The 1947-nt window shown below is 66.6% G+C and carries 1 pseudogene; it reads left to right on the forward strand.

Annotation, left to right across the window (positions count from 1 at the left end):
• Window positions 1-159: 159 nt before the first annotated feature.
• Window positions 160-1788, forward strand: a pseudogene (locus F1193_RS16840) (IS1634 family transposase); the annotation flags it as partial.
• Window positions 1789-1947 lie beyond the last annotated feature (159 nt).

The following is a 1947-nucleotide window of genomic DNA, read 5'->3' on the forward strand; positions in this document are numbered from 1 at the left end:
CCCGAGTTGAACAGTGAAACGGCCGATTTCGTCGTAAGCCGTTGATTTTGCTAGGGTAGAGTCAGTGATTTCGCAAAACGTAGTGCCACGCCAAGCGCTAGAAATAGCTTGATTGAAGGCTCCGAGTCTGATCCCGTAGTGTCAGCCTCGGAGGCCGCCATGTTCTTCCGTCTCAAAGGCTCCGGCGGACGCGCCTACGTCCAGATCGTCGAAAGCAAGCGCGTCGACGGCGCCGTCCGCCAGTCCGTCATCGCCACCCTCGGCCGCGTCGACGACCTCGCCACCTCCGGCGCCCTGGCCTCGCTGCTGGCGTCGGGGGCGAAGTTCACCGACCAGGTCCTGCTGCTGCGGGCGCTCGATGAGGACACTGAGGGCCAGCTCTCGGCCGGCGCCAAGCGCATCGGCGGTCCCATGGTGTTCGGGCGGGTCTGGCAGCGCCTCGGCATCGACGCCGTGCTCGGCGATTTGCTGAAGGACCGCGCTTTCGAGTTCCCGGTCGAGCGCGCGGTGTTCGTGGCCACCCTGCACCGGCTGTTCGTGTCCGGCTCCGATCGCGATTGCGCGTCCTGGATGGCCGACTACGACATCCCCGGCACTGACGGGCTCGACCTCCATCACTTCTACCGGGCAATGGCTTGGCTCGGCGAGGAGATCGCGAAGGCTGCTGAGGGCGAGCTCGCGCCTCGCTGCATCAAGGATGAGATCGAGGAGCGGCTGTTCGCGCGCCGCCGCGACCTGTTCTCCGACCTGTCGGCGGTGTTCATGGACACCACCAGCTTGTCGTTCTACGGCGAGGGCGGCGAGACGCTCGGCGAGCGCGGCTATTCGAAGGACTACCGGCCCGACCTCAACCAGATGATCCTGGCCCTGGTGGTCGACGCTGCCGGGCGGCCGATCTGCACGGAGATGTGGCCGGGCAACACCGCCGACGTCACGACGCTGCTGCCGGTGGTGGACCGGCTGCGCGGCCGCTTCCGGATCGGCCGGGTGTGCGTGGTCGCCGACCGCGGCATGATCTCGGCTTCGACGATTGCCGGGCTGGAGGAGCGCAAGCTCGAATACATCCTCGGCGCCCGCGAGCGCACCGACACCGTGGTGAAGACGGTGGTGTTGGCCGATGAGCGGCCCTTCGTGCCGCTGCTGATCGAGCGCGAACGCGGCGAGACCCAGCTGTTCGTCAAGGAGGTCACCGTTGCCGGCATTCGGTACATCGTATGCCGCAACGAGGCGGAGGCCGAGAAAGACCGCGCCGATCGCCAAGCGATCGTGGCCGGGCTCGAAGCGCAGCTGAAGAAGGGCGACAAGGCGCTGATCGGCAACTCGGCCTACCGACGCTTCCTGCGCAAATCGAAAAAGGCCGAAGGTCAGCCGGCTTTTGAGATCGACCCCGGCAAGCTCGCCGAGGAGGCTCGCTTCGACGGCATCTTCGTGCTGCGCACCAACGCCAAGATCACCCCGCTGCAGGCGGTGCTGCGCTATCGCGATCTGCTCCAGGTCGAGGAGCAGTTCCTGCGCGCCAAGGCGGTGATGCGCACCCGGCCGATCTTCCATTCCTCCGACGCGGCGATCCGGGGGCACGTGTTCTGCTCGTTCCTGGCGCTCTTGATGCGCGCGGAACTCGACGAGGTCTTTGGTGCCGGCGGTGTTCCGGAATGGTCGGTGCTGCTGCGAGAGCTCGACCGGCTCCAACAGGTCCGGCTCCGGCACCGCGAGGTCGATTGGCTGGTGCGCACCGACGCGACGCCGGCGGTGAGCGATCTCTTCCGTCGTGTCCGCATCGCGCTGCCGCCCCGGGCGCGACAGGCAAAGCCGCCGGACCCCGAGCCGGCGCCGAAACCGGCCCTGAAGCGCCGCGGACGCCCAAGGCGTAGTGCCACGCCGTCTCGAATTTCGCCAAAAACGACGTCGGGTCCGTAGGTTACGAAAAAAAGGTGTTAAAGTCGGGCA

Source organism: Blastochloris sulfoviridis (assembly GCF_008630065.1).
Taxonomy (GTDB): Bacteria; Pseudomonadota; Alphaproteobacteria; order Rhizobiales; family Xanthobacteraceae; genus Blastochloris; species Blastochloris sulfoviridis.